Source organism: Paenibacillus sp. TSM33 (assembly GCF_056099025.1).
In genome coordinates this window covers 1,353,345-1,380,006 of the sequence record NZ_JBLZXB010000017.1, presented here as the reverse complement: position 1 = coordinate 1,380,006, position 26,662 = coordinate 1,353,345, and the positions used below count along the sequence as shown (strand labels likewise).

Sequence of the window (26,662 nt, the reverse complement as noted above, 5' to 3'; positions counted from 1 at the left end):
CTACGGGTCTCTTAATATTTATTTTTTTCGGAGAGGGGAACATCAGACAATGACCAACTACTATGAGCTGCTCGGTGTCGGCCGGGATGCTTCGGAGGCAGAGATTAAGCAAGCTTACCGTAAACTGGCCAAAAAGTATCATCCTGATACCAACCAGGGAAGCGAGGAAGCAACGCGCAAGTTCAAGCTGATTCACGAGGCTTACAATACCTTGCGTGACGAAGCATTGCGGCAGGCATACGATGCTGAGCTCATCCGAAAAGCTACGGGAACTAGCGGAGAACAGCAGGATAAAGCGAGAGGGGCAGCACCTTCAGGCGGTACGCGCAGGACAGCTAAAGGATTCAATCCGGCTGACATAGGCACTGATTTTGAGCAATTTTTCGGCTTTCATCCGAAAACGAAGGAAGGCTCACCAGGGAAAAAAACGAAAAAATCCGGTGATCCGACGGATACCTCAGCCATGTTCAACCAATTTTTTGGTATTCGTAAAAAGTGATGATTTCAGGATAGAAACGGGGGAAGCAAGCAGTGAAAACGGCGCAGAGCAGATGGGTTTTCATCATAGATGTTGCCATGTTCGGGCTGATGCTGGCGATCGCCTTTTATGTGTTTAATCGTACAGGCTACAGCGGTTTGAAGACTGTGGTCGCGATAGGTATTGGGATTAGCGTGCTTGTATACATACTGCGCAATCTGGTGTCCGTGGTACCTGTGCCCAAGCCAAAGGCAGAGCGTAAACGGATTGCCAAGCTGGTGTTGATTGATGAAGAGGGTGAGTCTGTTAAAGAATGGTACATCGAAAGCGAAACATCATTGTTAATCGGCAAAACAACATCACGCTCTGAGGCGGATATTGATTTAGCAGGTACAGATTATGCTTCCTTGGTAAGTGTGGAGCATGCGGTACTCAACCGGGTAAACAGCGACTGGTTTGTGGAGGATGTGGATTCTGGCAATGGGACTGGGCTACGGTCTGCGAACGAAAGTGTCACCAAGAAGCTGGAAGGTGGCGAGCTTTACCGCATTTACTCAGGTGATTTATTATATATTGCCAATACCAGGCTGCTCGTTAAATAGAAGAAATTACACAATCCTTAGATCGCTGTAAAGACAATCAAGACAATGGGGGAAGGAACTGATTATGAGTTTGACAAGATGCCCGAACGGACACATGTTCAGTACACGAAAGCACGGAAATACGTGTCCATATTGTAATTCAGTAGTAAATATAGCCGCACCCAAGAACACCGAACCAGCAGCGAAAACAAACGTTGCGGGAGACGATGAGAAAACCATGCCGTATTTAGGCGAGACGGTGGGGATTCACCCGGTAACCGGATGGCTGGTATGTATCGAAGGAGCACAGGTGGGTCAGGACTATCGCATTATGGCGGAGAAAAATTTTATCGGGCGCGCAGAAGAAATGCACGTCCGTATTATCGGAGACAACACGATTTCCCGCAGAAATCATGCGGTCATTGTGTATGATCCGAAAAAACGCAACTTTTACTTGCTGCCAGGCGATTCGTCAGGCTTGGCGTATCACAATAACGAGGCGGTATATTCACCAGTGGAACTGGCTGCTTATGACGTGATTCAGCTCGGGCGCAGCAAATTTATCTTTATTCCGCTGTGCGGCGCTCATTTCGAGTGGGATAACGAAAATTAGAACGGAAGTGGGCAATAGTGCAGGGAGGTAACGAGATGCAGCCTTATTTTGTTGTATGTGGAGCTGTGGTGCTATTCGCTGTTCTTCTTATCATCCGTATACGACTGACGCGAAGTTCCGGCAGCCGTATCGTGAGTGGAATTGAGATTGGAAATGGGCAAACGATCGGGAGCCGGAGCGAGCAGGATGATTATTTCTCCAGTATGACCACCCCTGTCGGTACGTTGGCTGTTGTTGCAGATGGGATCAGCGGGCTAGCTAATGGACGCATGTCCAGTACCTTGGCTGTGACGACTTTTACGAAGGCATTTGCCAAGTTAGAAGATGCAACGAATTTGAACGGGTATTTTGCAGAGGCGGCAACCCAAAGCAATCGCGGTATTTTGCAAAATTTGAATGGGCAGGGCGGGGGAACGACGCTCGCGGCGGTCATTGTGTGCGGCTATCAGCTGTATTACGGAGCGGTGGGCGACAGCTTGATTACAATTTACCGCAATGGTCACTTTCAGACTGTCAATTCCAAGCATACAGCTGAAACACTGCTGGAGAAACGAGTGCTTGCTGGACAAATGACCTCGGAGGAAGCTAAAACGAGTCCTGTACGTAATCAACTGGTCAACTATTTGGGTTATGAAGGTTTTGAGAGCATGGAACTGGGGAGTGCGCCGATTCGTCTGTATTCGGGTGATTATGTGCTGCTGTGCAGTGATGGCATTTCGGAGGCGCTGACGGAGATTGAGCAGGAAGAGATCATGCGCAAGGGCGGAACACCGCAGGAAATGGCGGATGCCATGATCGACACCATCAACGATAAAGGGTTTAAAAGTCAGGATAATGCGACAGTGGTTATTTTGGCGATAGGATGAAACAAGAAAGACGGGGGTAGCGATGCGCAAGGACAACAGCGATTTTAGTACCGCCTTTGTGTCGGAAGCGGGCTCTTATATAGACAACCGGGACTATTTTGCATTCATGGAGACGGACGACATGGCCTGTTATGTCCTCGCAGACGGTATGGATTCGGATCAGGAGCTGCGCAGCGCAGAAATGGTTGTCAAAACGGTGCTGGAAAACTTTATGGAGAAGCCTTCCATGTCCAAGCGGCGCTTGATGAGAGATCTGCGTGAAGCGCAGGAATGGCTGCAATTTGAAAGTCGCCGCGTTCGGCTCAAGGCCAGCTTGCTGATGGTAGTGACCAACTACAATAAAATGGTGTACGTTTCGTGCGGTAATGTGCGGCTATATCATTTTCGCAATGGAAGGCTTAATTTCCGCAGCAAGGACCATAGCCTGGCTCAGTCATTGGCAGATGATGGACGTATTCCAGACGAAGCGACCAGTACACACGAGGAACGGGGGAATCTGCTGGAATATCTCGGGAATCCGAATGGGGTTCATGCCCATTACGCCAAAAAGACACAGCTTGCAGATGGAGATGTCATGCTGCTCGCTACATCCGGGATGTGGGAGGACGTTGAACTGGCGGAAATGCTAGGTGCGCTGGAGGAAGCGAAGGACCCGGGTATGCTAACGGATACGTTGGAAGAGGTCCTGCTGAGCAAACAGCGCCGGACGGTGAATAATTACACGGCTGCTGCCATTTATGTAAACAAAGTTTTTCAGGAAAAGCCTAAAAACCGTCGTAAGCTGATCAAACGGATCTTGATTGCGTTGCTCGCCTTTGTAATCGTGGGTGGGGGAGCATGGATTACACTGGCGCGTATGGCTGCGAACAAAGCGGCTGCGCTTGAAACGATGATCGAATCGGCTCAGGCCGCGGATGATTATGCAAGGGCTGGCGATTATGCAAAAGCGCTCAAATCCTACAGTGAAGCGAAAAACGCGGCAGTTAAGATTAATGATAAAATTCACAAGCGGTTGTACACGGCAGAGCAGAAAGTATCTCAGTTGATGATCGACGGAGACGGCTATGTGGAAAAGGCCGATTTTACCAAAGCTGAAGCCAGCTACGATAAAGCACGGAAAAGCGCCGGGCTATATCCACCATTTAATGTGAAGGACATTGAGCATAAAATCGACCAACTGGACAGCTATGCCGAGACGGCGAGCTGGATGAAGGACGGAGATTTAAAATTCCAGGGTGGTGATTACACAAATGCACTCAAGCTGTACAAAAAAGCCAACAAGGCTGCGATGGAATCCGGTTATACGTCCGCGCAAAAAGAGCTGGAGAAGAAGATTACAGAGACCAATGATAAATTGACAGCTATTCAGCAGCAGCTCAAGGAGATTCAAGCTGGCAAGCTTCAGGCCAAAGGGGATCGGCTGATGAAAGATCTCGATTATGAAGGGGCCATTGATGCTTATAGCGGGGCACAGGAGATTTATCAGGAGATTGATAAGCTCGAAAGTGTTCTGGCGCTGGAGCGGAGCATAGCCAAGGCGGAGGAAAAGCAGAGCGCGGAGCAGCAGAAAAATGGACAACTTCCTGCTGGATTGGGATTGTCTGACGGAGTGTTGAACGACACGGATGCTGGAGACGCAGCGAGCGAAGCTCCATCTTCCGCTGCGGCAACCTCTGCTACAGCATCGCAAACGAAGACTGTGCCGACGGCTTCAGCCGGTACTACGCCCGCGAAGAAGGAAGCCTCTCTGGCTGCAAAAAGCGGTGGTACGGGGGATGGCAATGCCGCTTCGACCAAGGTGGACACCAGCAAAGAGCAAGGAACTGCTGATTCTGCTTCTAAAGCAGTCGGGGCGTCGAATTCAGAGAGTCAGGATCAGGCTGCTGCGAACGGGAAATAAGTTTTTATGTTCATTGAATGCTGGAGCCGGAAAGGAGTGAGACGTCGTGAAAGAGCTGGTACAAGATCGTTTGAGCAAGATGGATGATTTAGAGCAGAGACGTTTACTGAAAAATATGATGGCGGGGGTATTTATGAATCTCGTCGAATATCAGGAAGAAATGACCCGCCAGCTAGAACGGCGGGTATTTGAGGAAATTGAGAATACGGAAGAAAAGTTTGATGTGTATGTGTCATTGACATCGCGTGAGGACTATGACCCGATTCATGAATTTTTATATCCTGTGTTGCCCTCCGATGCAGTAGAAAAACAGGTAGACATCAGTCGTGTGGCAGAGGTGGTGCGCGAAGGCGGGGAGATGCCGCTGTTTACGCTTTTTCTCGAAATGGAGACCGAACGAATCTCGGCACTGGTACGCAGCAAACGTATTTTCTCAGGAATGCTGGTCATGGAAACCGGAAACTATCCGATTCGTTTTCGTCTGGAGCATAATCGTTCTTATATGTTGGAGATTGAGCAGTTGTATCATACATTTATGCAAAATGGTATGCCGTGGAAAACGATTAATCACCCGTACGCTTATAAATTTGTGGACTGTGTATTGATTGGTGGGGACGGTGAGCCGGCTGCCCATGAAGAAATTCATGAAATCACCATTTCGTTGGAGGAATTCGACGTTTATAAGAAAGCCGATGTTTTCCCGCTATGGAACATTGAAAGACTGGCTCTAAAGAACAGCGGTTTTCCTATACCAGCTATAGATCGTGTGAACTACGAGCATGTGCTGCCTTTGCGTAAAACAGGACCAGAGCATGGTTACCTGATTGACGGGGCTGAAAGCGATATCCGCTATATCAAGCGGACAGAAGAGGAACTGACGATTGTCACACCACGTGATAAATCTGGCGAATGGAATGTGTTGAAGGTTACGAAACCAGTTACAACCAAGCTTAGTCGTCAGACTTATCCCGTATTGTCCAATCGGCGGCAGGACAGCTTTTTGGGTCGCTATGCTGGGAAACAGGCCGTGATTGTCCGGGCCAAAGCAGAGATCACGCGCATCGTCAATTCGTTTGAAGCGGCACAGGGGCTAGAGCTAGAGCGTGTGGACATCTGGGGAGGTGCAGGGAGAAATGATATAAGCAACCTTGTAACCAAAACTCAGACGTATCCGTTAAATCCGTTTGTTAGCGATAATGTACGGACAGAGGATGGCAAGCAGATCATGCGTTTGGGGTTCAGACGTGGTTCTGAGGATGTTGTGCCAACCACACCTGCTTACATTTTGTCCGATTTAATGAGCTTTCTGGTGTCAGAAGTGCAGATGTATTTTCCAGAGTACAAGTGTGAAGGAGAATGGGTGTGAATTATGTTTGGGATTTGCTCATGCGTGCAAGGAAACAGGGGCTGGATGTAGATAAATTCCGCTTCGTACCCGCTGTCAGCTACTCTCCGTATATGGAACTTAGCTTGGCTGAGCTGAATACGTCCCATTTGGAGCAGGTAGTGGAGATTAATCCGTACTACCGCTTTTATTCTATTTTTCGGGATCTGTTTCCACCGGATGCAGCAGATGATCTGGAGCTGAGAGAATCGTTATTTGATATTATGATGCATTTTCTGGCGGAGATCGATTTGTATCAAGGGATGAATCGACGAGAGTATCATATAAAGTTTGTTCAGCGTGATATTGCGGATGGCATCTTTGGCCCGAAGGTAAAGGAAGCCTTTGGACTATTAAACCGTGAGGAACAGGACGCGATTGCTGAAGGCCTGCTGCGCCTGTATGAGACGGGGGAAGCCGTACATCTGCTAAAACAAACGATGCGTCGCGTCTTCCATCGCTCGATCATTTACACCAACTGTGAGGAAAAAGACGAACTGCTCATATATATTGGTCAGGAGGAGACGATGCTCTCACGAATCAAAGTGGATTTGATTCTCGATTTGTTTCTTCCAGCACGGTTTACGACGGAATTGTATTGGACCAGTCATTTCGGCATTTTGGAGGAAGACCCTACGATGAAAATTGACGCTATCGCCCTCTATTAAGGCTAAATGGCTAAGAAAGGACATGTGAACGATGAACGGACCCTATACATACAGGTTGCTAGACCCGCTCACCGATCGAAAAAGCGCTCGCTTCACAACCAAATACACGCGGGCGGAATTGGAGCAAATGACGACCTTTCAATTGCGCGGGATATGTGATAAAGAGCGACTGGTCGAGGGCTTTGCGAATCGTCTGGCACGTGAAGAATTGATTCGCGTAATTTTGCGATTTCGTAGCGCGGAGGAGCATCTACTCATCACCAGACCCAATCCTGGCAGTTTTGAACGTATACAATTGGCACTACAGCGCAACTGGAATGACCGCCCGCAGGAGAGCGGCGGTATCCGGGTTCCCGCCAAAATCACGCTGTATCAGGGGGTGCGCACAGGTCGCATGGACAACTATCGGATCGAATCCGATTTGCCTTGGCTGAGCTCATCTAATGTGCTGCTGGTGAATGCGACAGGGGAATTATGTGGTGTTTTAAATTTGGTGAAGGATGAGGGACGAACAGGCGTATATTATCTTTCTCGTCACCGCGATGCTGAACTGCGAGAGACGTCCAATCATAGCTATAGCTTGCTGTTTCTGCGAAGACAGGAGTCAGAATATTTTTATAACCTCTACTATGGAGATAAGCCGATGCTACCGCTGAAACTTCAGGGTCACCGAATCCCGGTGGCAGAGCTGATCATTCGGGGAACGGAAACAACCGATGCGGTACTGGCGATTGATTTTGGCACCTCGAACACTACGGCAGGTGCTTATTTGGATAGTTCCTACGTTACGGCCCCTGATACAGGGATGAGCAGCACAGTAAGGCTGGACGCCATCAATTATGTATCATTCCCTGGTCCAGAAGGTACGGAAGGCGACTGGATCGAAGTGTTGCCGACCGCTATTCGCGTCGCGGACTGCTCCAATCCTGAGCATATCGTTTATGCATTTGGGGAGGAGGCATTACGTGGAAGCGATGTGGCAGGTAGCCGTGCCACGGTATTGCGGGGAATTAAACGTTGGGTCAATGACTATAAGCGAATCGAAGAATTAATGGATTCTGAGGGAAATACAGCAACCGCTTCCCGCAGCGATATTTTAGCAGCGTTTATCCGTTATGTGATTGCTACAGCCGAGCAGCAATTTAAGTGTCGATTTCGCAATTTACACTTTTCTGCTCCTGTCAAGCTGCAGCCCCAGTTTATTGAGATGTTTAGCGATATTTTGCCCGATTATCGGATTGAAGCGGAGGACGCGCTGGACGAAGGGCTGGCAGTGCTGTACAACACGTTGGCAGACCAGATGGAACGAGGAACTTTTGCAGACGGTGAGGAGTATCAGGCACTTGTCATTGATTGTGGTGGGGGCACGACTGATTTGTCTTCCTGCCGCTTCCGGATTGAAGATGGACGTATTGCTTACAAGCTGGATATTCACACAACGTATGAAAATGGGGATACCAATTTTGGTGGAAATAATCTGACGTATCGGATTATGCAGTTTATGAAAATTGTATTTGCAGGTTATTATGCTGCTGAGACGCGTTTGCCTGACACTGATATTGATGCTCTGATCGGCATTCCTTCGGGAGATTTGTACCGTCATGTGGATGAGTTTGGGGTAGATGCTGTATACGCAGGGCTGGAGGAACGCTATCGTGAGGCAGAGGCGATCTTGCCTACCGCGTTCAAACGGTATGAGCATGCTACACGGGATGAATATCAACGGGTACTGAGTAATTTTCATCTGTTGTGGAGTGCAGCAGAAAATATGAAAAAGGAATTTTTTCTACGTACGGGAATCTTGCGCAGCCGCTTTGAATCCGAGCAGGTATTATCTGCTGAAAGCGACCTGAACATTGCTGTAATGGATCGTTGGCTGGTTTCGGTCATTGAGAACGGACGGTTCCGTGATGAATATGGTTTGCCTGATGTGGTGTTTAATATTCGTGAAGTACAGCAGCTGCTTAAGGCAGATATCTACAATATCGTGCGTAAGTTTCTGGATGATTTTTATTTGGAGGGGCGCTTGCAGGATTATTCGATTATCAAATTGACCGGGCAGTCCTGCCGGATAGACGTGTTCCGCGAAGCACTCAAGGAATTTGTGCCTGGGCGCAGTATTGAGTTCCGACAAAAGGCAGAAGACCTAAGCCGGGTACCTGAATTGAAAATGGCCTGCCTGCGTGGGGCTATCCGTTACCTGAACGCTAAAAAAATGGGAACCATTGAGCCTGTCATTATCAATCATATTCCGGCTATTCCGTATACGGTCAGCGCATGGACGCATACGGGGCGTGAGAAGGAACTGATTGCGAGTTTGGAAAGCAATCGGATACGCGGTTCTATATCCCGGCCGTCTCAAGCGGTCGAAGTGGAATTTTTCCTGACGGCCAACGGGGGCAAGCTTCGTCAGCGCCATGTATACCGCAGTCAGCCAGATGCTTTTGAACCCATGCCGTATGAGGAAATCGAAGAGCTGTACGGCCGGGATATCCCACAGGATGATACGGACTCCATTCGCAATGAGGAAACGAAATATTTTGTTTTTGTCGGGGATAGTCGTTGGGGATTCTATGTCGTACCGATTACTCGCCGTGATGAATTGCTGTATCTGGGTCCGAAGCACTTTTTTGCCTTCGAAAATGATCTCTCCGAGCTGGATTTCTTTGACGGCACGAAATAATAAATTAAGGATTTTGCAAAATGCAGAAATCAGAAAAGCACACAACACATGGAGGAAATAACATGCTGTATGCAGGTTTTTGGAAACGAACTTTGGCCTATATTATTGACAGCCTTATTTTAGGATTTGTATTTATGATCATCGGACTGGTCTGGATCATCATTCAGGCCATTGGAGATTGGGTGCCATCTCCGGCAGAAACCTCTATGCTGACAGACGGGGCGACTGCTATTTTTACTATGCAACTATTAGGACAAACTTTGATGAATTTGGGGGCTTCATGGTTGTATTTTGCGATCATGGAATCGTCCAAATGCAGAGCTACGGTGGGCAAGCTGGCTCTTGGTATCGTTGTAGTAGATGAATTTAACCAAAAGCTGAGCTTTGGGCGTGCGAGTGCCCGCTACTGGAGTAAAATTGTATCGAGTATCATTTTGTGGATCGGTTTTATCATGGCAGGCTTTACGGCTAGAAAACAGGCTCTTCACGATCTGATTGCCCGTACCTATGTTGTGGACAAGCGCGAGCTGAATTATATACTGCGCGAGCAGGCTCAACGCGGAGCCGGGATGTAAAGGTAGATCAATAAATTCTGAGATTATAATGAATCTCGGTCTTTAATCAGGGGGAGCACGATGGATTTACGCAGATGTATAGAAAAGAATTGTCGCCTATTTATTGGATTTCTTGGAGTAGGTAAAGCTCCACCCACCACCGATGAAGAAGTTATTGTTCCGCCTCCTGCGCCTGGTGTGAATCGGCTATCTGTTCCCTTAAATAAAGAAGAATAGAGAAAGGAGGAAACCCCATGTTAACGCATATCGTTCCAAAGTTTGAAAAAGGTCGCATTCTCAAAACCGAAATGCTGGAAAATTTGCGGGATTACCCCCGTAGCTTTCTGGATATCCGGTATCAGGATTATTCGGATGGTATTATTACCGGAATGAATGTGACCGTCGGGGAACATGCGCTGATCGTAGGCAGAGGCATTGTAAAGCATAAAAATAGATTATACCTGCTGGAGCAAGAGCAGGAAGTTCCATATGTGGCTACGGGGCGGCTATCAGTGTTGAAGCTGCTATTTTTGGAACAAACCGATCGCCCGGATTTCACCGTGCATCATGCAGATATTGTGCTAGAGGCCGAGGCTGAGATCGGATTGGATGAGCTGGAGTTGGGTCGATTCAAACTCAAAGATGGAGCTGTGCTTCGCTCCAATTATCAGGATTTTGCTGATATGGCTACTGAATTCAATACATGGAGTGATATCCATGCCCCCTTTGCGGGCTTGTATCAAAGTACATTACGTCCAGAAACGTTGCGCTACTTTGCATCCGAGCTGCTCAAAAGCGGTACGAACGATCCGATGGATTGTATGTTTGCTATGATGTGCCTGAACCTGGAGGCTATGGACAGAGAATCTATCCAGCATTATATTGCGAACCGAAATGGTGCGGAATATAAGGAATATTCACATGCTCAGCTCCATAGGCAGCTAGTGCTGATTTTGGAGGGAGCCGGACGGGGGAAGCGCACAACAGGCCGCTGGCAGGGCGGTGGTGCTGGACGGATGATTGTGGATTAGAACATCAGATAGAGGAGTGGAGTGTGCATCCCCCTCTATCTTTACTTCTGTGCCCCAGCATTTGTTAAATCAATCTGGTGTAAGCCTATACATTTTTTAAAATAAAAAAGATGACATATGTATAAAAAACAGGAATAAAGTCACTAAGACTATAGTCGCTTGTTTGGTGAAGTATGCATTCTTTAACCTGCTGAAATTCGACATTTTATAGGCTAGATGGATGTGCTTGAGACTAAGCTTGAGGTCAACAAAGTTGTCTTATCAAGGAATACGTCCTTTAAGAAGTCATAAGTGAGAGAGACTTGAACGGATAAGTTGCAGCCATTGCGCAATTGTGCTTGTCCATGATGAGTCTTTTCATATCGCTCCTCCCATACCTTGTAAAACCAGTCCGATTAGAGTAGAAAATTTGCATACATATGTATAAAAATGAGTATTAAGTCTTGCAAACGCCCTTTGTTACGGTGAATTGACAAAATATAAAGCAGTGGCTAATATGGTTGGGGACACGGGAGATATTGGAATTTATAAAGGGGTAATGAGTTTTGAACAAGAGACTAGATAACAGATGTAACCACAAAATGAGATGGGGCCAAACGATTTTGGGAGCGCTGTTGGCGCTTAGTCTGGTGTTACTCAGTGGAGGAAATGCGTGGGCTTCATCCAGTGAACAATTAAAATGGATTGAGGGTGGCCGAAAGGTAGACCTGGGAAATGTGGCTGCGGTTGATTTAGACTCATCACTTCTTTTTTTGGATGCGGCTAACACTGCGAAGGTAAGCGAGATGAATCACGAGAAGCCATCTGGCAAGGAAATTGGGAGTATATTTCCGAAGGATGAAAATCAAAATTGGGAAGTTGTTTTTGAATACTATGAACTTGGACATATCAAGGATGATGAAAAAGAAGACATCGATGCAGATGCTATTCTAGATAGTTATAAAGAGGGTACGGAAGAGAGTAACAAGGAAAAAGCGGAAAGTGATCGCCTGTATGTTACGGGCTGGGATGTGGAGCCTTTTTATAATGAAGCGACCCATAATCTAACCTGGTCTATGCTGGCGGAGGATGGGAACAAGGAAAAGCTGATTAATTATAATGTTCGCGTGCTCACTCGTCAGGGGTATATCTCTGCCATATTAGTGTCCGATCCTGCACATTTGGACGCGGATAAGAAGTTTTTGAATGAGAAAATATTACCCAAGCTGACCGTCAAATCAGGGGAGCGATACGAGGATTTTAATGCTTCAACAGACAAAATTTCTGAGTATGGCCTGACTGGACTGATCTTGGGAGGAGCCGGTTTGGCAGTAGCTAAAAAGGTAGGCTTGTTGGCATTAATCATTGCTTTTGTTAAGGGCGCGGGAGTTAAGGTGCTCGTCCTCATTGGTGCTGCTTGTGTAGGTGTGTTTGGTGTGATAGGCAAGTGTTTTGCCAAATTATTTCGCAAGAAAAAATCAGAATCCTTGCACAATGAAACGAATGCTCAGGATCAGTCAGAAACATTACGGTAGCTCTAAAGAAACACACCATAATAAAATTGCTGATAAAAAGGGGGATTTGTATGTCCGTTCATGATGATGGGAAAACGAAAATTTATAAATTGGATAATAAACGTTTTGCTATTCTTCATCCTCATGCCATTCTTACCGATTTGGCTCAAGCTCAGGCAGAAGCAATCAGTGTGCAGCTTTCCGAAGGAACTGTGACGATGGAAGAAATGGAGCATTGTGATTATTGTATTCCATTACATGCAATAGAAAGCGTGCAAACGAATTTGACTAAATTTGATGATACGTTGCTTCTTACCTATACAAAAGCAGGTAGCTCCACACCTGAAAAAGTGAAAATGGAATTTGCCAGTGACGAAAAGGACGCGTTCGTACAGCATTTGTACAGCTACATGAAAAAGGATTATACTTATGAGCAATCTACGAATACAGCTTGGGCATCTATGAAACCGTCGATCGTCTTTTTTCTATACACATTATTGATCGGGGGCTTTCTCTCCTGGCTGGCGTATTATATGGAGACGGCTGATGAGTATTCGTTCAGGGTACCTGCCATCCTGTACCCGGTTGTAGAGCTGATATCGTATACGGGTTATATACCGGTCGCCATCTTTATGGGGGTAATTGCATTGATTTCCTTAATGATGGTCGTCAAAAGAGCCATCAAACCAAGTACTAAACTGGTGATTAAGCGCAAATCACAATCACGGGCAGCCTGATCAGTACACACAGATTATGTAGCTTGGACAAAACTATTATGAACAGATGATCATGGTAACGATAGACCCATGAATCATCTGTTTTTTCGTTTATTTATCCCTTGTAATACTTTCGGTATACCGCGGGTGTTGTGCCTTCATATTTTTTGAATATTTTAATAAAATACCCCGGCTCATTGAAGCCGAGCTCGCTACTGATCTGGGATACAGGAATATCTGTAGCTTCGAGTAGCTGCTTCGCCCATCTCATCTTTAAGCGGGAAAGATAGCTGGAAAAGTTCTCACCCGTTTCCTTCGCAAATAGCCGACTAAAATAGCTTGGACTAATGTGACACAAGTCAGCCATGGCTTTTAGAGAAAAATTTTCACCCTTGTGCTCATAAATATATTCAAAGGCGGGTTTAAGTATAGGATTTCCGCACGGAATATCCTCATCCCCTGAGGAATTCAGATAGGCATCTGCTAAGAAATTATTCATTTCTTTCTTAAGACTTTCGATATGCTTCAGCGAGTAGCCAGGAAGGATATCAGACAACTGCGGACTGGGCTGTATGGCCGAAGCCTTTTCGAACATTTCCGCGAGTAGATTTTTGTTCATTGCTTCTTCAACAATATAATTACACAATAAGGATAACATGTTGGAGATCATCTGAATTTCCTGATAGGTCATCGTCGGCAGATCGGCATAGTAGTCCTTAAGTTCCTCCCATTTGGAGCTGTACAGCTTTTCATTTTTTGACGTGAGGATTTGTTCCAGCTGTAAAGCGCTCGAAGGATCGGCCAGGCGAACCTGGCCTGCCATGACGGCGCCGATGTACTTATCGTCGATAATAATCGGTACCGCGATGTCAACGATGTCATAATGACAGAGATAAATGTAAGGTTTGTTAGAACGCACGGCCTCAAGTCCACCACGAGAGTCACATTTTTGGCAATAGGGAAGGAGATTCTCATCTTGGCGAACCTTCTTGCAGAACGATTGGCATTGGCTGTGGCTAGTTACGGGATTCCCTCTATAATCGACGGTGAGAATGGCTAATTTGGTAACGGATGCTAATGAATCCTGCAACTGCTCCCACTTTTTCAAATCAAAGATTTTCTGGATGCTCAAATGTTCACGTATCAAGCTTCTCATCCCTTAATGGTAAATTATCCTGTAAGCAACAACAAAAAAATACAATTTACATGCTTCAGTGCAAAAAAATACGATTGTAGATTATAATATATTCCTTGATTCCTCCAATGTAAAGTTCACATGGTTCGTTTATAGTTTTAATCAGAACGAAACCAACACAATTAAAGGGAGGAATTATAGATGAGAAAAGCATTTATTAGCCCAAGCAAATATGTTCAAGGTGAAAACGAATTGTTGAATTTGGGTTATTATGTGAGCACCTTCGGCAAATCTGCTTTACTGATCGCACATCCAGCCGATGTGGAGCGGGTGAAAGATAAGCTTGATTCCACTACGGAAAAGTATAACGTGACCTTTATTGAAAGCGGTTTTATGGGTGAGTGCTCCAGACAAGAAGTGTCTCGACTCCAGGAAATCGCCACTGCGAATGGATGTGATTGCATCGTTGGTCTCGGTGGTGGCAAAGCGATTGATGCGGCGAAATGTGTGGCACAAGGGGAAGCACTTATCATCTGTCCGACGATTGCTGCGACGGATGCGCCGACAAGTCACTCAGCCGTTCTTTATACTCCAGAAGGTGCATTCGACGATTACGCTTACTTTAAGCAAAGCCCGAGTGTCGTATTAGTCGACACCACTGTAATTGCCAATGCACCAACCCGATTCCTCATTTCAGGTATGGGTGATGCACTGTCGACTTATTTTGAAGCCCGTGCGACCTCCCGTTCTTATTCCAGAGTCAACGCTGGACTGCCTAACGGAGTACGCGAGGGGCAGTGTGCGCCAGCCGTAGGGACGAATGCGGCGATGGCACTTGCAACGTTATGTTATGAAATGCTCTTAAAAGACGGTGCCAAAGCCAAAGCGGCATGCGATGAAAATCAAGTTACACAAGCGCTCGAAAATATCGTTGAAACTAATATTTTACTCTCAGGTCTTGGCTTCGAAAGCGGCGGACTTGCTGCGGCCCATGCGATTCATGATGGACTCACCATTTTGGAAGGCACACACCACTATTACCATGGAGAGAAAGTCGCGTTCGGTACGATCGCACAGCTGGTGCTCGAAAACGCACCGACGGAGGAATTGCATCAGGTACTGGATTTCTGTTTAACCATCGGTTTGCCGGTCTGCTTGGCCGATATCGGTGTCGATCATATCAGCCAGGAAGAACTCATGGAAGTAGCAGCTAAAGCCTGCATTGAGGAGGAATCGATTCATGCCATGCCGTTTCCGATCACGGTAGAGCAGGTTGCAGCGGCAATTGCTGCGGCCGACCGGATCGGCAGCCAGTACAAAGCGGAGGTAAAATAGCATGAAAAAGGTCATCAACCGTACGGAAAATTTGGTTCTTGAGATGTGCAGTGGTATCGCGCTCGCGCATCCCGAGTTGGAATTTCTACCAAAATATAAAGTGCTCAAGAAAAAGGAACTGAACACGGAGAAAGTAATGCTCATCAGCGGCGGTGGCAGCGGACACGAGCCCGCTCACGCCGGCTTTGTCGGCAAGGGGATGCTCGATGCAGCGGTTTGTGGTGATGTCTTTGCCTCTCCTTCGCAAATTCAAGTGTATCAGGCCATCCGAGCGACAGCTGGGAAAAAAGGCACACTGCTGATTATCAAAAACTACAGCGGTGATATCATGAACTTTAGAAACGGCGCTCATCTGGCTGCTGAAGACGGTCTGGAAGTGGATTATGTAAAGGTGGAAGACGACATCGCTGTAGAAGACAGCCTATACACGGTTGGGCGGCGCGGTGTAGCAGGTACGGTACTTGTGCATAAGATCGCGGGTGCAGCGGCTGAAGAGGGCCGTAGTCTGGCGGAAGTCAAAGCAGTGGCCGAGAAAGCAGCGGCCAATGTACGCAGTATCGGATTTGCATTGACGTCGTGCACCGTGCCGGCGAAGGGCTCGCCAACGTTTGAGCTTGGGCCTGATGAAATCGAATACGGCGTTGGTATTCACGGTGAGCCTGGAATCAGACGTGAGAAGCTGACAGATGCGGATACACTGGCACGCAGAATGGTAACCGATCTCCTTCGAGACATGCAGATCGAAAACGAATTTAGTGGAGAAATCGCTCTGCTAGTCAATGGTTTTGGCGGTACGCCTCTGCAAGAACTGTATCTTTTCAATTATGCGGTCACTCGCGAACTAGCAGCGAAGGGGATCAAGATCAATCGAGCATTCGTCAACAATTATATGACAAGTATCGATATGGCGGGCATCTCAGTTTCGATCATGAAGCTGGACAACGAACTGCAAACCTTACTTTCCCATAAAAGCAACACGCCTGCGTTCAAGGTGTCTGGACCTGTAGATCACGTTGAATTCACGGATCTTTCAACTGTAGTAGACGAAAATCGGCAAGTATCTTTTGAGGTGGAAACCGCTCCTGCTTTTGCAGTTATTGAGGATAACAAGATTACGTTGAACAATTTGATCTACCTGGTTGACAAAATGAGTGAGGTTATCATCAAGAATGAGGTGCCTTTCTGCGATCTTGATTCTCATGCAGGCGATGGCGACTTTGGCATGAGCGTTGCTAAGGGGTTTCGTCAGCTGAAACGGGAATGGAACGACATCCTGGACCAAGATTCCTTGACGATGGGAACCTTTTTACATTCATGCTCGCTCGTCATCATGGAATACTGTGGTGGGGCTTCGGGTCCAATCTGGGGCTCAGCATTTCGCGCGGCAGCACGATCTGCGGGCGAACGAAGCGAACTGACCGTTGCCGAATTCGCGGATATGATGCAGGCTGCGGTGCAAGGCATACAGTCGACAGGTGAACGTTCTTTCGGCAGAGGAGCCGTCGTGGGTGATAAAACGCTTATTGATGCATTAGTGCCATGTGCGGATAGCTGGGTAGAGAGCGTGAAATCAAATGTTGACGCGAAGACCGCCCTTGTACGAGGTGCTCAAGCCGCTGTACTAGGGGCCAAAAAAACGGAAAACATCGTGGCGCGTATGGGACGTGCCGGAGCGGTCGGAGAGAGAAGCCTTGGTTATCCCGACGCGGGGGCTTATGCGCTTGGAGTGATTTTTACGGAGCTTGCTGAATGTTTGAACTAATTCGCTAATTCTTAAAAATTCAAGGTTTGTTCATTGCAATTGGGGTGCATTAGGTTTATAATTTCAGACGGATTCAAATGGCTTATCCCTGGATCCGTGGGAGTTCATCCCATCTGAGCAAGCAAACCGCATGCTCAAATAAGAATTAAGCGAGGGATTTACAATGAAAACCTGCTGCACCATCCAAGTTGACGAAGACAGTTTAGTTATTGATTTGCCAGAAGAAGGAACCACGCTAGAGTCCCTGCTCGGTGATATTGAGAGCTGTGGAGGCAGTGAAGAACCTTGGATACAACTTATAGACAAGGTAATGGGTAATTCATCTGAGACTGTACTGACAGATCAAGCGACGGATGGCGGCGATATGAACGAAGATCAGGCAACCCAAGAACCTCAAGCTGCCGCTAAGGGGTAATAGGGACATCATACGTTAAGACGATTTTTTTACATTATTTGATCACATATAAGATCATGGTAAGACTGCTGTACCGAGCCTAGGCATCGGGAAGCAGTCTTTTTTTAGGTTAAAGAGTTGCAATTGAGACTCTTTTTAACCTGTTAACCAGCCCAAATTGGCCAATTTTTCAATAACTAAATGAGACTTTTGTCCCTTCAGTACTCTACAGTAGCTAACTAAGGGGTACATATCCCAAAACCATGACTTCTTATTCATTTTCTGGCATAAAGTCGAAATGTAACATGGAACTAACTATAATAGTAGTAGCATCCATATACAGGTAAGTGACATCGAATGTGGACCTGATCCTTTTATTGTATGAAGGAGGGGACAAAAAAGCGGAGAACAACGTACTGATAAGTCTCATCTACTTTATTAAAAGGAAGGAATGGGTAAATGATGAACGGGCAATGGGTCCTGCCAAGGATCGCAAAAAGAGTAGCAGTACTGCTAACAGCAGTGTTGTTATTAACATTAACGAATGGGTTTAACTGGAATGCGCCAACAGCAGAGGCGGCCGGGACGACCCCTGTGGAACGTTACGGACAACTTTCAGTAAAAAACGGTAAACTGGTGGATAAAAATGGACAGCCTGTACAGCTCAAAGGCATTAGTTCTCATGGCGTCCAATGGTTTGGGGATCTGGTGAATCAGGACACTATGAAATGGTTGCGGGACGATTGGGGCATTTCCGTATTTCGAGTTGCGTTGTACACTGAAGAAAACGGTTATATTGCCAATCCTTCATTAAAAAATAAAGTGAAGGAAGCAATCGAGGCAGCACAGAAACTGGGCCTGTACGTCATTATTGACTGGCACATTCTCTCAGATGGCGATCCAAACATTCATAAAAATGAAGCCAAAGCTTTCTTTAATGAATTTTCCACTAAGTATGGTCATTTGCCTAACGTAATCTATGAACTTGCTAATGAGCCGAATGGGAATGTGAACTGGAACAATCAAATCCGTCCTTATGCATCTGAGGTATCTCAGGTTATTCGAGCTAAGGACCCGGATAATATCATTATTGTAGGAACAGGTACTTGGAGTCAGGATGTACATGATGCAGCAGACCATCCACTTCCAGACAAAAATACAATGTATACCGTGCATTTCTATGCGGGAACACATGGACAATATTTGCGCGACCGGGTTGATTATGCACTGAACAAGGGAGTAGGCATTTTTGCTACCGAGTGGGGGACAAGCGACGCTTCGGGTAACGGTGGTCCGTTCCTGAATGAATCCAAAGTATGGACTGATTTTCTGGCTAGTCGTAAAATCAGTTGGGCCAATTGGTCGCTTGCTGACAAAAATGAAACCTCGGCTGCGCTATTGCCTGGTGCCGATCGCAAGGGTGGATGGCCTGATTCACAATTAACAGCTTCCGGAAAATTCGTAAAACAGGCGATTCTGGAAGGTTCTAGCAGTCATGGTGGAGGAAGCAGCGGGAATGACGGCGGAGACGGCAACAATGGTGGTAGTAACGATGGGGGAAATAGCGGTGGAAACAATGGTAGCGATCACAGTGGAAGTACACCAGGCGGTAATAATGAAGGGATCGTGCTTCAATATCGCACCGATGATACGAATGCCAAGGATAATGCAATCCGACCTCAATTTAACATTAAAAATACGGGTAAAACAGCTGTAAAGTTGAGTGATCTGAAAATTCGCTACTATTACACAGATGAGAGCAAACAAGCTCAGCAGTTTTTTGTAGACTGGGCCAAGATTGGCAACGAAAAGGTAAAAGCAACTTTTGTAACATTGCCAAATCCGAAGGCCAAGGCAGATAAATATGTAGAAATTTCTTTCACAGATGGAGCAGGAACGATTCAGCCCGGCGGCGAAACCGGGGAAATTCAATCCCGTATTCATGCTGCAAATTGGAGCAACTTTGATGAGACTAACGATTACTCCTATGGTGCAACCCAAACAGCATTCGCAGACTGGGACCATGGCACCGTATATCAGCAGGGTAAGCTGGTATGGGGTATAGAACCCTAGCATTCAGCCATGACAAACTTGGCTGGGATAGTAAAGAGATGGGACTTTTGGTTGCACTCTTTTGAAGAAATGAAGTATAGCGTATGCGCCTTTGGTATATGGATGATGGACTTTAGGAGTAAACAACTTATACATCGGTTCCGATGGACATACTACCAAAGTACCATATGACGTTCGACTTTTGTGGTATCTATTATTACTTCTATAGTGCAAATGAGTTGGTTCTAATGAACCAACTCTCTACAACAAACCCCCGCTGTTGCCTTTATAGGCAGGCGGGGGTTTTAAGGTTAATGAAAACTAGTCTTTGTTCATTCGTGTTTATACCAAATTAAAAGCTTTGGCCAGCAGCCGGTAGGACTGAACACGTTTATCAAAGTCATGAATGGAAGAAACGACCAGTAATTCATCGGTACGATACTGCTCGGCCAGTCTTAGTAGCTGTTCCTTGCACTGCTCAGGAGTACCAACAACACGCCATGCTGCGGACTGACGCAGCCGCTCACGATCAAATTCTGTATAGGGATAGGACATGGCTGTTTTCACCGATGGAAGAGAATTCATTTCTTTACCCTGCATGAGTAAAAGGAAATACAAACTAGCACTGGACGCCAGTTGCTCAGCTTCCTCTTCAGTTTCAGCGCAGGCTACCGTAACGGCCGCCATGGAATGGGGCTTATCTCCTAAAATCGAAGGCATGAATTGCTCGTGGTAACGCGCGGTAGCTTCTACGCCGCCCGGAGTACCGAAAAATTGGGCAAAGGCATAGGAGGCCCCCATCATTGCTGCCAATCTGGCGCTTTCCCCGCTGGAGCCAAGCAACCATAATTCAGGAACGGTCGATATCATCGGGGAGGCATGAAGACCAGCAAACCGATGATTGTCAGGCACCGAATCATGGAAGTAGTCAATTAAATCTAGTATCTGTTGTGGATATTGTTCGACAGCTTGGTATTTCCCTTCCTGCAATGCGCGAGTAGCCAGCGGCAAACCGCCTGGAGCACGCCCTATTCCCAAGTCAATGCGTCCTGGGTGGAGCGCCTCCAGCAAGCGGAAGTTTTCAGCTACTTTATAGGCACTATAGTGTGGCAGCATAATGCCGCCTGAACCCACACGAATCCGCGATGTATGAGCAGCCAAATGGGCAATCAATACCTCGGGACTTGAGTGTGCTAGTGTTTTGGATGCATGATGCTCGGATACCCAATAACGGCTGTACCCCAGTTGATCAGCTTCACGCGCTAAATCTGTTGTATTAGACAATGCATCTTGAGCAGAACCGCCTTCAGGAATATGAGACTGGTCCAGTATACCCAGTTTAAGCATTTTACAATCACCTCTTACACAACTGTATCAAACACAACTCATTTGGTCAAAATTCAAAATTGGATAGGTTGGAGTTTGGGCATCTTTTCGTTATAATATAAGGATGCATAAGGGATGAGAGAACATCTCTGCTCATGGAGAGGGGATTACAATTGTGTGGAGAACACCTTTAGGGCGTGTCCGACTCATGCTCTGGATTCAAGCTATAGCGTATTTGGCGATACTATTCACCCACCAGCCGCTGCAAGCTGCAGGCATGACCCAGGCGGTTATGGTGATTGGTAACATATACCGGGTGAGCTTTCTGTTGCTCCTCGTCGCTTTGATCTATGGAAAAACCGCACTGCATTGGTCTATACGGCGGCCTCTTTTCATTATGTTTGCATCCTTCATTCCGTTTGGTCTGATGATTATGGATTTTGTTTGGGTGCGCAAATGGACAGGGGATTCGGCAGCAGAACAGAGAACTGCATCGTAAACTTTACAGGAGAGGTGCTTCGCTGTGAAGTGTGGAGGAGCTTATCTGTGGAAGCGAGACTGGCTCCGATGCAGTAGAAGGAACATTACGCAGATGGATGCGTGGTGTTCTTTTTTTATGCACCGGAGGAAAGGTTAACTCAATATAATGCTAGAGTTTGAACTAAAAATTCAGCCGTCTTGCGTCTGTGGAAACCTTCAACCCAATGTCCGGTGAACGGATAAATTTCAATCGTTTTTGATGATTCAATGCGGTTATAAGCAGCGAAAATCGTCTCTGGCATACACACCGTATCCTTCAACCCTACAGATACCATGACCGGGATACGAATGCGATGAGCCAGATTCATCACGTCAAAATAACTTAATGTATGTAGTATCTGCTCCAAATGCTCGGGGAAGCGGTTAGCGAACTCGGCAGCTTCAGTCAGTGAACTGGTAGAATTCATCATACCAAAATCCATATGACACATATTGGGAATGTCTGCCACTGTAGTTGCAGTTTTATCGCTGAGTGCAGCCACCATTAATGCAAGCCCACCGCCCTGGCTGGCGCCACTAATTGCGATTTTAGCCGAGTCGACATCGGACTGCTCCGCCGCCCAGTCTACGGCTCTAAGGGCATCGGTTGTAATCGTTTTGTAGTAGCAGGTATCCTTGTCCAATATTCCTTTCGTGACCCAGCCTTTAACGGTTCCGTGAGGGTCATTCCGACGGTCCCCCGTTTCTCCTCCCTGACCACGAACATCTACCGCCAATACAGCAAAACCAAGCATTAGCCAAGATGAATAATCTTCAGGATAGCCCTTTCCGCCTGTGTAGCCATGAAACAGAACGATGCATGGCAGCTTCTGATCTCCTGCAAATCGGGGACGTACATACCAGGCATGCAGAGGCGTATCATCGATCCCCTCAAAAGTGACCCGATAGGCCATCATATGAGGATACGGTGTTTCTACGGGCGTTTTGAATGCACGTACAGGTTTGGCGTGAACTTCTTTCAGTGTTTTGTCCCAAAATAAATCCATATCTTTGGGGGTGGTAAGATCGGGAACGTACTGCTTCAATTCGGCAATTCTTTTTTCAATAACATTCATAATCAAAAATTCTCCTTCATATAGAATGAGTTCTCTTAGGCATTACTCGGTAAAGTGGATTTCTCCAGCTCGCTCAGCAGTTCAAATGCTCTTTCATTAGTGTCTCCGCATGTATCCTTATCCGCATGAAAGCCACTGCATACAGCAGGACGCTCAGATTTTCCAAATAATTGGCAGCGGTAATCATGCGTGAGTTGAGGGCAAGGAACACCAGCGGGTTTTCCGTCTGGCATGCCGGGAATAGGGGAAGAAATCGTAATGGCAATGCAACATGCAGCACATCCTACTCGACACTCCAGTGGGGGTCACTCCTTAATAATCTGTTATTTTTGTAACTTATGCATGAAGTGACTTCAGTGAAGCCATAATGTGAGGATGGCACAAAAAAAGCAGGAATACAAGGATAAACGGATAGGAGACACACTTTTCACACAAAGAGCATAAATAATCTGGGAGGCACGTAGGATGGTATCAAGCCCCCAAATCAGCGTACCATTGAGTGGTAATATTAACCATTTGGTCTCTGTGTGTTCAAAAGGAGTTCGAGTGGTTAATAATAGAACACAACGATAAAAACTAAAACGAGGTGACGCAAAATGAGTTGGTTATGGGCATTGATTGTTGGTGGTATTATTGGTTGGTTGGCAGGAATTATCGCAGGTCGTGATGTTCCGGGTGGTGTGATTGGTAACATCATCGCTGGTTTTATCGGTGGATGGTTGGGTAGCTTGATTCTGGGTGACTGGGGTCCTGAAATCGGATCGTTCTACATCGTTCCTGCTTTAATTGGTGCGATTGTGCTGGTCGTGATTGTAAGCTTGATCTTCCGTTCCGTTGGACGGAGCAGAGGCTAACTTCACGAATCAGTGAATAGACTTGCCCCTATGGGCGCAGGCCAAAATGGAAAAGGCTGCTTCCGCAAGGTTCACAAATGAACCTGTGGAAGCAGCTTTTTTTTGTGAAAAGTTTATATAGTTTTCTATTGAAAACGCCTGATATGAGGAACAAATAGAACGCCCAGCACGATACACATGCCGATGGTTGCAAACATGCCGATTGTGAGGATACCACCAAGCTTGTCCGCCACGGCACCTACGGCCAGATAGCCGATAGGAAGCAGTGCAAAGGAAAACATCAGATCCAGACTGGCTACACGTCCAAAAGATTCAGCGGGAACTAATTCCTGCAGGCTTGTCTCCCAGATGATCGCAAAAATCATAATGCCAAATCCTTCGAGCATCATGCTCATAATCAATCCTGGCATCCAGGTGACTATAGACAACAGCAGTAAGGCAAGACCACTGACAAAAGCTCCTAAGTAAGCGAGCAGACCGCGGTGCTTCCAATGCTTGCGCGATCCATACACAAAGGCTCCTAGCATGGCACCAATGCCACTACTTGCCATTGCGATGCCGTATACGACTGGATTATAGCCATGATGGACCTTGAACAGCCACGGAATGAGCACAGCGATAATACCTGAATAACAGATATTAATGAAAGAAAAGGCGAGAATGGTAATCCATAGCCAAGGATGGCTTTTAAGAATGGCAAAGCCTGCTATAAAATCTTTGAGAAAATGTTGTCCATCCTGATCCTCCTGTTCTGAACCGGCCTGACGTTTGCCGATGATGGAGGACAAATGAGCACTTAGCATCCAAAAACAGGCAAAAGATATCAGATAAGCGATAGAATCCAGTCCAAACCCGACACCGGGAGAGGAAAAGGATACAATAAAGCCTCCTAGCGGAGGACCGAGTAGACGAACAGCTTGTATGCTGATTTGACTTAGCGCATTGGCAGCATTGCGGATGTCCGTTGTAAACACTTGTGCACGTAAGGCCGAATAAGCCGGATTAAAGATACCATCCATCAATCCGTACAACGCAAGCCCAACGAATAGGAACGGCAACTTCATCCCGTCCGTAAACATCAGCACCGAAGCAACGAACATCAGACCAAAGCGGGCGACATTCGTGAACAGAAGGAGGCGAATTCGGTCGATTCTGTCCACAATCATTCCTGCGAAAGGAAGAATAAGTACATTTGGCAGCATATAAACCGTCATCGCCAATCCCATGATGGTGGTCGAGCCTGTCAGAGAATAGATAACCAGTGGCAAAATGACTGTCGTGACGGAGCTTCCTAACATCGCGATCCAATGTCCAAGCCACAAGAGAGTGAACGCTTTGGATTGTTTTAAAGGTGAAGTAAAGGTAGCCCAGGCCGAATACCTTCCTTCAGGGGATAAAGTTGTATTTTGGGTATCCATGATCACACTCCGGTAAATATTTCTAATCTGTATATTAAAACCTATTATACGAAATCTATTATGTAATGGTACACAAAAGTTGTTGCGAGGGGAGTGAAGATGAATAGTCAGCCTATAATGGAGTCAACCTAGAATAGCATTAGATGCTAAAAAATATAACTTACCTTTTAGATAGGGATTATTGGATAAGAGCATTGACGTGCGAAAATGAATGATGTACTATTCAATGACCAGCCTGTACTAGGTTATCAAGAAAAAGGGAAAGAGTGTGGATAACATGAGAAAATTTAGTTTTTTACCGATTGTACTCATCGTGATGGCATTGCTGGTTTCGGCTTGCGGTAACAATGATAAAGGCGCTAGCACGAATGATGCATCGACCGGAGGGAACGGTTCTAATAATGGAAAAGCAGATACAACGGCTGCAGCTACTCTTGAATCTGTAAAAGCGAGTGGCAAGCTGAGAATTGGTACGGAAGGTACCTATGCTCCGTTTACGTACCATGATGCTGCTGGCAAACTGACAGGCTTTGACGTCGATATTGCAACCGAAGTAAGTAAGCGCCTGGGTGTGCAACCGGAATTTATCGAGACACAATGGGACGGAATATTTGCAGGCTTGAACTCCAAGCGGTTTGACGCAGTATTCAATGAAGTGTCTATTACAGAAGAGCGTAAGCAAAAATATGATTTCTCCGATCCGTACATTGTCTCCAAGGCGGTTCTGATCGTGAGTGAAGATAATACGGACATCCAGAAATTTGCTGATCTAAAAGGTAAAAAGGCAGGACAATCTCTGACTAGCAACCTGACTCAAATCGCAAAAAGCAACGGTGCGGAAATTGTAGCAACCGAAGGATTCAATCAAGCTATTGACCTTCTCACTTCCAAACGGGTAGATGCGACCGTCAACGATGGATTATCCTATCTGGATCTGAAAAAGCAAAAGCCTGATGCTCCAATTAAAAAGGTGGATGAATCTTCGGAGGCTTCACACAGCGCAGCAGTATTTAATAAAGGTAGCGAAGATTTGATCAAGGAAGTCAACAAAGCGTTGGCTGATATGAAGGCTGACGGTACGTATCTGAAAATTTCTGAAAAATATTTTGGAGCCGATGTGTCCAAATAATAAAGGATGTCTGTACAATGGATGATCGCCAAATACAAATTATTATGGATTCATTATTGCCTCTGCTAAAAGCAGGGGTTTCTTTTACGATTCCGCTCACCCTGATCTCATTTGCTCTGGGACTCGTACTGGCGCTGATCACTGCACTCGCCCGGTTGTCCAAATGGAGAATACTCAAGCTGATTTTCGGCTTTTATGTATGGGTGATTCGAGGAACTCCTTTGCTGGTGCAATTGTATATTATTTTCTATGGTTTACCTTCGGTAGGGATTACACTGGACCCGTTTATTGCTTCAGTGATTGGCTTTACGCTCAGCGTGGGGGCCTACAGCTCTGAAATTATGCGTGCGGCTATTATTTCCATTCAGGAGGGGCAATGGGAGGCGGGATATTCCTTGGGGATGACGCGCTGGCAAGTGTTGCGGCGGATCGTACTTCCTCAAGCTTCCCGAGTGTCCGTACCTCCGCTGGCCAATTCATTCATCAGCTTGGTAAAGGATACCTCACTAGCTGCCACCATCACCTATGTGGAAATGTTCAGAACAGCTAATCAGATTGTAGCTACCACCTACGAACCGTTATTAGTGTATACCGAAGCTGGAGTTATTTACCTGCTGTTTAGCACGATATTGACTGTGCTGCAAAATTATTTGGAAAAGCGCCTGAGCCGTTTTTCCATTAGATAAAGGAGATTG

The 26,662-nt window shown here is 46.4% G+C and carries 26 protein-coding genes; 21 read left to right on the top strand and 5 right to left on the bottom strand.

Features of this window, described 5'->3' with window-relative positions:
- The first annotated feature begins 49 nt into the window (after positions 1–49).
- The 13 genes from ACN6NF_RS18090 to ACN6NF_RS18030 all read left to right on the top strand — a co-directional run bounded on the left by ACN6NF_RS18090 (position 50) and on the right by ACN6NF_RS18030 (position 12,988).
- Entirely contained in the window at positions 50–499 is a 450-nt protein-coding gene (locus tag ACN6NF_RS18090; protein ID WP_016818669.1) for a J domain-containing protein, read from the top strand.
- A 32-nt stretch (positions 500–531) separates the two neighbouring features.
- Positions 532–1,080, top strand: coding sequence for an FHA domain-containing protein (locus ACN6NF_RS18085; protein ID WP_474318901.1), 549 nt, complete (start codon positions 532–534; stop codon positions 1,078–1,080).
- Positions 1,081–1,144: 64 nt separating this feature from the next.
- A complete protein-coding gene (locus ACN6NF_RS18080) occupies positions 1,145–1,672 on the top strand; it encodes an FHA domain-containing protein (RefSeq protein ID WP_474318900.1) in 528 nt (175 codons plus the stop codon).
- A gap of 35 nt (positions 1,673–1,707) precedes the next feature.
- Positions 1,708–2,538: a PP2C family protein-serine/threonine phosphatase gene (locus tag ACN6NF_RS18075; RefSeq protein ID WP_474318899.1), complete on the top strand. Its 831-nt coding sequence runs from the start codon at positions 1,708–1,710 to the stop codon at positions 2,536–2,538.
- A 22-nt stretch (positions 2,539–2,560) separates the two neighbouring features.
- Positions 2,561–4,438, top strand: a complete 1,878-nt coding sequence (locus tag ACN6NF_RS18070; protein WP_474318898.1) for a serine/threonine protein phosphatase — start codon at positions 2,561–2,563, stop codon at positions 4,436–4,438.
- Positions 4,439–4,484: 46 nt separating this feature from the next.
- Positions 4,485–5,804, top strand: a complete 1,320-nt coding sequence (locus tag ACN6NF_RS18065) for a normocyte-binding protein (protein ID WP_474318897.1) — start codon at positions 4,485–4,487, stop codon at positions 5,802–5,804.
- Positions 5,801–6,490 carry an iron-dependent peroxidase gene (locus ACN6NF_RS18060; RefSeq protein ID WP_474318896.1) on the top strand — a complete coding sequence of 230 codons (690 nt, stop codon included), beginning with the start codon at positions 5,801–5,803 and terminating at the stop codon, positions 6,488–6,490. The genes ACN6NF_RS18065 and ACN6NF_RS18060 overlap by 4 nt, the downstream gene beginning before the upstream one ends.
- A gap of 31 nt (positions 6,491–6,521) precedes the next feature.
- Positions 6,522–9,173 (top strand): Hsp70 family protein, encoded by a 2,652-nt coding sequence (locus tag ACN6NF_RS18055; RefSeq protein WP_474318895.1) that lies wholly within the window; start codon positions 6,522–6,524, stop codon positions 9,171–9,173.
- Positions 9,174–9,235: 62 nt separating this feature from the next.
- A complete protein-coding gene (locus tag ACN6NF_RS18050; RefSeq protein ID WP_474318894.1) occupies positions 9,236–9,748 on the top strand; it encodes an RDD family protein in 513 nt (170 codons plus the stop codon).
- A 60-nt stretch (positions 9,749–9,808) separates the two neighbouring features.
- On the top strand, positions 9,809–9,964 hold the full coding sequence (locus ACN6NF_RS18045; RefSeq protein ID WP_474318893.1) for a hypothetical protein: 156 nt from the start codon (positions 9,809–9,811) through the stop codon (positions 9,962–9,964).
- Positions 9,965–9,981: 17 nt separating this feature from the next.
- Positions 9,982–10,758, top strand: coding sequence for a DNA and RNA helicase (locus ACN6NF_RS18040; RefSeq protein ID WP_474318891.1), 777 nt, complete (start codon positions 9,982–9,984; stop codon positions 10,756–10,758).
- A 581-nt stretch (positions 10,759–11,339) separates the two neighbouring features.
- Positions 11,340–12,272 (top strand): DUF2167 domain-containing protein, encoded by a 933-nt coding sequence (locus ACN6NF_RS18035; protein ID WP_474318890.1) that lies wholly within the window; start codon positions 11,340–11,342, stop codon positions 12,270–12,272.
- A 50-nt stretch (positions 12,273–12,322) separates the two neighbouring features.
- Positions 12,323–12,988: a hypothetical protein gene (locus tag ACN6NF_RS18030; RefSeq protein WP_474318889.1), complete on the top strand. Its 666-nt coding sequence runs from the start codon at positions 12,323–12,325 to the stop codon at positions 12,986–12,988.
- 94 nt (positions 12,989–13,082) lie between these two features.
- On the opposite strand, the gene ACN6NF_RS18025 is transcribed toward ACN6NF_RS18030, so the two are convergent.
- A complete protein-coding gene (locus tag ACN6NF_RS18025; RefSeq protein ID WP_474318888.1) occupies positions 13,083–14,114 on the bottom strand; it encodes a PocR ligand-binding domain-containing protein in 1,032 nt (343 codons plus the stop codon).
- Positions 14,115–14,303: 189 nt separating this feature from the next.
- Here ACN6NF_RS18025 and ACN6NF_RS18020 point away from each other — a divergent pair, with 189 nt between their 5' ends.
- The 4 genes from ACN6NF_RS18020 (at position 14,304) to ACN6NF_RS18005 (ending at position 19,666) form a co-directional block, all read left to right on the top strand.
- Entirely contained in the window at positions 14,304–15,437 is a 1,134-nt protein-coding gene (locus ACN6NF_RS18020) for a glycerol dehydrogenase (RefSeq protein ID WP_474318887.1), read from the top strand.
- A 1-nt stretch (position 15,438) separates the two neighbouring features.
- Entirely contained in the window at positions 15,439–17,199 is a 1,761-nt protein-coding gene (gene dhaK, locus ACN6NF_RS18015; protein ID WP_474318886.1) for a dihydroxyacetone kinase subunit DhaK, read from the top strand.
- A 163-nt stretch (positions 17,200–17,362) separates the two neighbouring features.
- Positions 17,363–17,614, top strand: a complete 252-nt coding sequence (locus ACN6NF_RS18010; RefSeq protein ID WP_474318885.1) for a hypothetical protein — start codon at positions 17,363–17,365, stop codon at positions 17,612–17,614.
- A 438-nt stretch (positions 17,615–18,052) separates the two neighbouring features.
- Positions 18,053–19,666 (top strand): cellulase family glycosylhydrolase, encoded by a 1,614-nt coding sequence (locus ACN6NF_RS18005; protein ID WP_474318883.1) that lies wholly within the window; start codon positions 18,053–18,055, stop codon positions 19,664–19,666.
- Between the two features lie 321 nt (positions 19,667–19,987).
- On the opposite strand, the gene ACN6NF_RS18000 is transcribed toward ACN6NF_RS18005, so the two are convergent.
- Entirely contained in the window at positions 19,988–20,992 is a 1,005-nt protein-coding gene (locus ACN6NF_RS18000) for an LLM class flavin-dependent oxidoreductase (protein ID WP_474318882.1), read from the bottom strand.
- Between the two features lie 154 nt (positions 20,993–21,146).
- On the opposite strand from ACN6NF_RS18000, the gene ACN6NF_RS17995 reads away from it, so the two are divergent.
- On the top strand, positions 21,147–21,470 hold the full coding sequence (locus ACN6NF_RS17995) for a DUF3817 domain-containing protein (protein WP_474318881.1): 324 nt from the start codon (positions 21,147–21,149) through the stop codon (positions 21,468–21,470).
- 139 nt (positions 21,471–21,609) lie between these two features.
- Here the strand turns inward: ACN6NF_RS17995 and ACN6NF_RS17990 are convergent, their stop codons facing one another.
- Both ACN6NF_RS17990 and ACN6NF_RS17985 read right to left on the bottom strand, forming a co-directional pair.
- The gene (locus ACN6NF_RS17990; RefSeq protein WP_474318880.1) at positions 21,610–22,566 is read right to left on the bottom strand and encodes an acetylxylan esterase; all 957 of its coding nucleotides are present in this window, start codon (positions 22,564–22,566) and stop codon (positions 21,610–21,612) included.
- A 35-nt stretch (positions 22,567–22,601) separates the two neighbouring features.
- On the bottom strand, positions 22,602–22,865 hold the full coding sequence (locus tag ACN6NF_RS17985; protein ID WP_474319077.1) for a YkgJ family cysteine cluster protein: 264 nt from the start codon (positions 22,863–22,865) through the stop codon (positions 22,602–22,604).
- A 297-nt stretch (positions 22,866–23,162) separates the two neighbouring features.
- On the opposite strand from ACN6NF_RS17985, the gene ACN6NF_RS17980 reads away from it, so the two are divergent.
- Positions 23,163–23,420 carry a GlsB/YeaQ/YmgE family stress response membrane protein gene (locus ACN6NF_RS17980; RefSeq protein WP_013372531.1) on the top strand — a complete coding sequence of 86 codons (258 nt, stop codon included), beginning with the start codon at positions 23,163–23,165 and terminating at the stop codon, positions 23,418–23,420.
- Between the two features lie 125 nt (positions 23,421–23,545).
- On the opposite strand, the gene ACN6NF_RS17975 is transcribed toward ACN6NF_RS17980, so the two are convergent.
- Positions 23,546–24,838 carry an MFS transporter gene (locus ACN6NF_RS17975; protein WP_474318879.1) on the bottom strand — a complete coding sequence of 431 codons (1,293 nt, stop codon included), beginning with the start codon at positions 24,836–24,838 and terminating at the stop codon, positions 23,546–23,548.
- A 277-nt stretch (positions 24,839–25,115) separates the two neighbouring features.
- Between ACN6NF_RS17975 and ACN6NF_RS17970 the strand changes: the two genes are divergently transcribed.
- Together ACN6NF_RS17970 and ACN6NF_RS17965 are read left to right on the top strand one after the other, a co-directional pair.
- The gene (locus ACN6NF_RS17970; protein ID WP_474318877.1) at positions 25,116–25,967 is read left to right on the top strand and encodes an amino acid ABC transporter substrate-binding protein; all 852 of its coding nucleotides are present in this window, start codon (positions 25,116–25,118) and stop codon (positions 25,965–25,967) included.
- A gap of 17 nt (positions 25,968–25,984) precedes the next feature.
- Complete coding sequence (locus tag ACN6NF_RS17965; protein ID WP_474318875.1) at positions 25,985–26,653, top strand: amino acid ABC transporter permease; 669 nt, start codon at positions 25,985–25,987, stop codon at positions 26,651–26,653.
- Positions 26,654–26,662 lie beyond the last annotated feature (9 nt).

What these genes read in the sequence shown, in the direction of transcription:
- ACN6NF_RS18090 (WP_016818669.1), top strand. Translation starts at nt 50, where the DNA reads ATGACCAACTACTATGAGCTGCTCGGTGTCGGCCGGGATGCTTCGGAG.
- ACN6NF_RS18080 (WP_474318900.1), top strand. Translation starts at nt 1,145, where the DNA reads ATGAGTTTGACAAGATGCCCGAACGGACACATGTTCAGTACACGAAAG.
- ACN6NF_RS18075 (WP_474318899.1), top strand. Translation starts at nt 1,708, where the DNA reads ATGCAGCCTTATTTTGTTGTATGTGGAGCTGTGGTGCTATTCGCTGTT.
- ACN6NF_RS18070 (WP_474318898.1), top strand. Translation starts at nt 2,561, where the DNA reads ATGCGCAAGGACAACAGCGATTTTAGTACCGCCTTTGTGTCGGAAGCG.
- ACN6NF_RS18055 (WP_474318895.1), top strand. Translation starts at nt 6,522, where the DNA reads ATGAACGGACCCTATACATACAGGTTGCTAGACCCGCTCACCGATCGA.
- ACN6NF_RS18050 (WP_474318894.1), top strand. Translation starts at nt 9,236, where the DNA reads ATGCTGTATGCAGGTTTTTGGAAACGAACTTTGGCCTATATTATTGAC.
- ACN6NF_RS18045 (WP_474318893.1), top strand. Translation starts at nt 9,809, where the DNA reads ATGGATTTACGCAGATGTATAGAAAAGAATTGTCGCCTATTTATTGGA.
- ACN6NF_RS18040 (WP_474318891.1), top strand. Translation starts at nt 9,982, where the DNA reads ATGTTAACGCATATCGTTCCAAAGTTTGAAAAAGGTCGCATTCTCAAA.
- ACN6NF_RS18035 (WP_474318890.1), top strand. Translation starts at nt 11,340, where the DNA reads ATGAGATGGGGCCAAACGATTTTGGGAGCGCTGTTGGCGCTTAGTCTG.
- ACN6NF_RS18030 (WP_474318889.1), top strand. Translation starts at nt 12,323, where the DNA reads ATGTCCGTTCATGATGATGGGAAAACGAAAATTTATAAATTGGATAAT.
- ACN6NF_RS18020 (WP_474318887.1), top strand. Translation starts at nt 14,304, where the DNA reads ATGAGAAAAGCATTTATTAGCCCAAGCAAATATGTTCAAGGTGAAAAC.
- dhaK (WP_474318886.1), top strand. Translation starts at nt 15,439, where the DNA reads ATGAAAAAGGTCATCAACCGTACGGAAAATTTGGTTCTTGAGATGTGC.
- ACN6NF_RS18010 (WP_474318885.1), top strand. Translation starts at nt 17,363, where the DNA reads ATGAAAACCTGCTGCACCATCCAAGTTGACGAAGACAGTTTAGTTATT.
- ACN6NF_RS18005 (WP_474318883.1), top strand. Translation starts at nt 18,053, where the DNA reads ATGATGAACGGGCAATGGGTCCTGCCAAGGATCGCAAAAAGAGTAGCA.
- ACN6NF_RS18000 (WP_474318882.1), bottom strand. Translation starts at nt 20,992, where the DNA reads ATGCTTAAACTGGGTATACTGGACCAGTCTCATATTCCTGAAGGCGGT.
- ACN6NF_RS17990 (WP_474318880.1), bottom strand. Translation starts at nt 22,566, where the DNA reads ATGAATGTTATTGAAAAAAGAATTGCCGAATTGAAGCAGTACGTTCCC.
- ACN6NF_RS17980 (WP_013372531.1), top strand. Translation starts at nt 23,163, where the DNA reads ATGAGTTGGTTATGGGCATTGATTGTTGGTGGTATTATTGGTTGGTTG.
- ACN6NF_RS17975 (WP_474318879.1), bottom strand. Translation starts at nt 24,838, where the DNA reads ATGGATACCCAAAATACAACTTTATCCCCTGAAGGAAGGTATTCGGCC.
- ACN6NF_RS17970 (WP_474318877.1), top strand. Translation starts at nt 25,116, where the DNA reads ATGAGAAAATTTAGTTTTTTACCGATTGTACTCATCGTGATGGCATTG.
- ACN6NF_RS17965 (WP_474318875.1), top strand. Translation starts at nt 25,985, where the DNA reads ATGGATGATCGCCAAATACAAATTATTATGGATTCATTATTGCCTCTG.